Origin of the sequence: Mycobacterium sp. (assembly GCF_036488105.1) — a bacterium.
Lineage (GTDB): Bacteria > Actinomycetota > Actinomycetes > Mycobacteriales > Mycobacteriaceae > Mycobacterium.
Window position 1 is genome coordinate 1 of record NZ_DASXHW010000127.1, and the last position, 4,202, is coordinate 4,202.

Consider the following 4,202-nt stretch of genomic DNA (forward strand, 5'->3'; position numbering starts at 1 on the left):
CAGCGGCGCGGTCGAAGGAAACGTCACCAGGATCAAAGCGATCAAGCGACAGATGTACGGCAGGGCGAACTTCGATTTGCTCCGCCGCCGAGTCCTACTCGCTAACTGAGCAGCACAGACCACGGAATGTGTGCCAGAGCCCGAAAACTGACCCCCTGACGGCATCTGAAAATTGACCCCCTGGCATCGGTTGGATCTTCATTCGTCGGTTGGGTTGGCGGCGGGGACGCGGCCGAGGTCGCGGTCTTTGAGTCGGTAGCTGTCGCCTTTGAGGGCGATCACTTCGGCGTGGTGGACGAGGCGGTCGATCATGGCGGCGGTTATCTGACTACTGCATGTCGAGTGTCTGAAGCGTCCGTGACGGGGTGGCGGGCCTGCGGTCGGTGCTGTCGTGGACGACTTATCTTCCCGTGTCGATGACGACCTCGGTTCGGGTTCAACGTGTGCTGATGCCGTCCGGCGTGGAGTCCTCGACTGTCGTGCGGGAGGGCGATGTCGTTGATTGCGCGGATCGGTTCCTCGCGCATCTGACGGCGATCGAGCGGTCACCCAATACCGTGCGCGCGTATGCCCACGACCTGCGCGACTTCCTCACCTTCCTCGAGTCACGAGGGATCGCGTGGGATGCCGTAGTTCTGGAGGACCTCGGCAGATTCGTCGCCTGGCTGCGACTGAGCGGGGCCGCTCGCGACGGGCAGGTGACAGCTCTGCCCTGGGTGGAGAGCGGGTTATCGGCGGCGACGGTGAACCGCAAGATCTCGGCGATCGCCTCGTTCTACAAGTTCCACCACCGCCACGGCATCGACCTGCACGAACTGCTGACACGGTGGCGACCAGGCGGACGTGGTGGGTCCTGGCGGCCGTTCCTGGCGCATCTGGGCGACAAGCCAGAGCGGCGCCGCGTGATCGCCTTGCGCAGCGAGCGTCGCCTGCCTCGCGAGCTGACCTTCACGGAGATGACAGCGTTGGTCGGTGCGTGCGACCGGTTGCGTGACAGGTTCCTGCTGTCACTGTTGCGCGGGACCGGGCTTCGTATTGGCGAGGCTCTCGGCCTGCGGCACGAGGACGTCGATGCGATGCGTCGGGTGGTGGTGGTCCAGCAGCGGGTGAACATCAACCGGGCTCGCGCGAAGACCCATTCACGCGAGGTGCCTGTGGATCCGGCGTTGATCCGGCTCTATAGCGATTACCTGCACGAGGAGTACGGCTCGCTGGATTGTGACTACGTGTTCGTGAACCTCTGGGCTGCGCCGGTCGGCCGGCCGATGAGTTACCCGAGTGTCGATCGGCTCGTCCGGCGATTGCGTCGTCGGACCGGCATCGAGTTCACGCCCCACCAGTTCCGACACAGCTACGCCACCGACCTGCTTCGTCGTGGCGTCGCGGTCGAGGTGGTGCAGCATCTGCTCGGCCACGCGAGTGTCAGCACGACGGTCGACACCTATAGCCACCTCGGTATCGAGGATGCCCGCCGCGCTCTGGTGGCCGCCGGCGTGCTGGCCGAGGTGACACCGTGACCCGGCTGGCGCCGGCTCGTCCGGCCCACGACGATCTGCCCACGCGGCTGCAGACGCTGCTGCGGCCGGAGTTCGCGGCGCCGGTCATCCTGGTCGACCCAACGGACCCGGTGACGGGCGGGCCGGTCTGCGTCGCCGCTGTCTGCGACCGCGTCGCGGTGCACCAGGGCATGTGCAACCGCCACTACCAGCGCTGGGACGCCGACGGTCGCCCCGACATCGACTCGTGGGCGGCATCGATCACGGCGAACACCCGCTGGTTGCAGGAACCGCGGAAGTGCGCGATCGCTACCTGCCGCCGCGCTCTATGCGAGCACGACCTGTGTCATTCCCATGCCGTCCGATGGGAGCAGGCCGGACGGCCCGAGCGCGGTGCGTGGATCGCCGCCGGAGGCGGTGGCGGTCCGTTGCCGGCGGCACCGGCATGCGTGTTTCCTACCTGCACCTTGGACGCCGAAGGCGCGGCCGGACTCTGCCAAGTTCATCGCAGTCGATGGATCCGCCACGCCCGCCCGCCGGTCCAGGAGTGGATCGAGCACTGCATGTTCTGGGGGCGCGACAAGTTCGACCTGCGCGCGCTGCCGACACCGATGCGGTGGGAGATCGCCTACGCGATCCAGCGGCGCGTCGACGAGCGGCGCACCAAGACCCGCCCCGAAAGCATCCTGCGGTTGATCCGCGCGCTACCTCGAGCGGGCGCTACCTCGCTGCTGGACCGCGCCCCGGAGCAGTGGACCACCTACCTTCGTTACTCCAGCGAGCGCGGCTATATCGAGCGCAGGTTCCTGCTCGACGCGATCAGCTACCTACACGACCTGATGGACGGCGTGGGGTGGGACGAGGAATACCCCCGTGACGTCTGGCTGCTGCGTCGGATCGGATATCCGAGCCGGGACGGCCAACTGCGCTTCGATGGCATCGAAGCGCCATGGCTGCGCGCATTGACGAAGCGCTGGATCCGCTGGCGGCTGTCGACCGGGATTAGCATCGGCGCGGTGCGCCTGGACGTGCGCGCGATCACGCTGTTCGCGCAGTCGTTCCCGTCGCTGCAGCGCGGGCCGCAGGCGGTGACCCGCGAGTTGATCGAGGCTCACTTGGCGCACCTCGCCACTCAATACCCGTCGCCGAAGACACGCACCTGCTATATCAGCGCGGTCGCCAGTCTGCTCCGGACAGCCCGCCAACATGGCTGGGAACCGGGGCTGGATGCCCACGTCGACCTCTACCGCGAGGACTACCCGCGGCTGAACCAGAGCCAGCCGCGGGCCCTGTCTGAAGCGGTCATGGCCCAGTTGGAACACGCCGATAACCTCGCCCGGTTCAAGGACCCACGCGGCCGGCTCATCGTCCGCATCCTGATGAGCACCGGTCTGCGAGTCGGCGACGGATGCAAGCTCGCCCTGGACTGCGTCGTCCGCGACGTCCACGGCGCTCCATACCTGCACTACAAGAACCACAAGATGCGCCGCGAAGCGTTCGTGCCCATCGAGGTGGACGTGGCCGACGCGATCAGCCGCCAGCAGCAGGCGGTGGTCGCCGAACTTCCGTCCGCGACGTTCCTGCTCCCACGGCCGACACGGAACCCGGACGGCCACCAGCCGTTCAGCACCGCCACGTTCCGCGGCGAGCTGATCGAATGGTTGCGCGACTGCGATATCCGCGACGAGCTCGGCAAGCCTGTCCACGTCACGCCGCACCAGTGGCGACATACCTTCGGGACACGCCTGATCAACTTGGAGGTCCCGCAGGAGACGGTGCGGCGACTGCTGGATCACTCCTCGCATCAGATGACCGCTCACTATGCGCGGCTGGCTGACACCACCATTCGCAAGCAATGGGAACGCGCGCGGAAGGTCAACGTCAGCGGGCAGGCGCTCGCCGCGGACAGCGGGCCGATGGCCGAGGCGGTCTGGATGAAGAACAACCTCGCGCGGGCCAAGATGGCGCTGCCGAACGGCTACTGCACCCTGCCGCCGCAGCAGAGCTGCCAGTACGCCAACGCATGCTTGACCTGCCCAGTCTTCGTCACCACCGCTGAGTTCCTGCCCGAACATCGCCGTCAGCTCGAAGCAACTCGGGCTCTGATCAGCCAAGCCGAACAGCGAGGTCAGGAACGCGTCGTCGAAATGAACCGCACCGTCGAGACGAACCTGCTAGCGATCATCACCGGCCTCACCGGCCTCACCGGCCTCACCGCCGAGCCGCCTTGCTGCCAGGGCTCCGCTGTCGGATGCGGCTGCGCCGGTGCCACCATCACGAAGGAGGCCCCCGATGTCGGTTGACCAGATCGAACGCCTGACCGCGAACGCACGACGCCGATCCGAGCAGACGTTGCAGCGAGCGCAGGACACCCTCACCGCGATGGCAGCCCGCGGCGACACCGTCACCGTCGCGAGCCTCGCAACGAACGCGGGTGTGTCACGCTCATGGATCTACACCCAGCCCGAACTGCGGGACCGGATCGAGCAACTGCACCAAGCAGCGCCAGCACGACCACCACGCTCTCCGGCAGCCAGCCGGGCAAGCCTCGACTCACTCAAGCGCCGACTCGATCTGGCCCATCAGCGCATTGCTCAACTCCGCCAGGAGAACGGACAGCTCCGGCACGCTGTCGAACAACTACACGGCCAACTCCGAGATCGGGGGCCGAGGTGACAACCACCCGTCAAAGACACCTGTCCACGC

3 protein-coding genes and 1 pseudogene are annotated in these 4,202 nt (G+C 66.7%); 3 read left to right on the forward strand and 1 reads right to left on the reverse strand.

The annotated features are described in order from the left end of the window. Window positions 1-198 precede the first annotated feature (198 nt). Window positions 199-321 (reverse strand): annotated as a pseudogene (locus tag VGH54_RS06750) (ATP-binding protein); the annotation flags it as partial. A gap of 95 nt (window positions 322-416) precedes the next feature. Between VGH54_RS06750 and VGH54_RS06755 the strand changes: the two are divergent. Genes VGH54_RS06755 through VGH54_RS06765 form a run of 3 tightly spaced genes read left to right on the forward strand, consistent with a single transcriptional unit; the run spans window position 417 to window position 4,172 of the window. Then, window positions 417-1,517 (forward strand): site-specific integrase, encoded by a 1,101-nt coding sequence (locus VGH54_RS06755; RefSeq protein ID WP_331511167.1) that lies wholly within the window; start codon window positions 417-419, stop codon window positions 1,515-1,517. Continuing rightward, a complete protein-coding gene (locus tag VGH54_RS06760) occupies window positions 1,514-3,799 on the forward strand; it encodes a tyrosine-type recombinase/integrase (RefSeq protein ID WP_331511168.1) in 2,286 nt (761 codons plus the stop codon). The genes VGH54_RS06755 and VGH54_RS06760 overlap by 4 nt, the downstream gene beginning before the upstream one ends. Then, on the forward strand, window positions 3,789-4,172 hold the full coding sequence (locus VGH54_RS06765) for a DUF6262 family protein (protein ID WP_331511169.1): 384 nt from the start codon (window positions 3,789-3,791) through the stop codon (window positions 4,170-4,172). The genes VGH54_RS06760 and VGH54_RS06765 overlap by 11 nt, the downstream gene beginning before the upstream one ends. Window positions 4,173-4,202 lie beyond the last annotated feature (30 nt).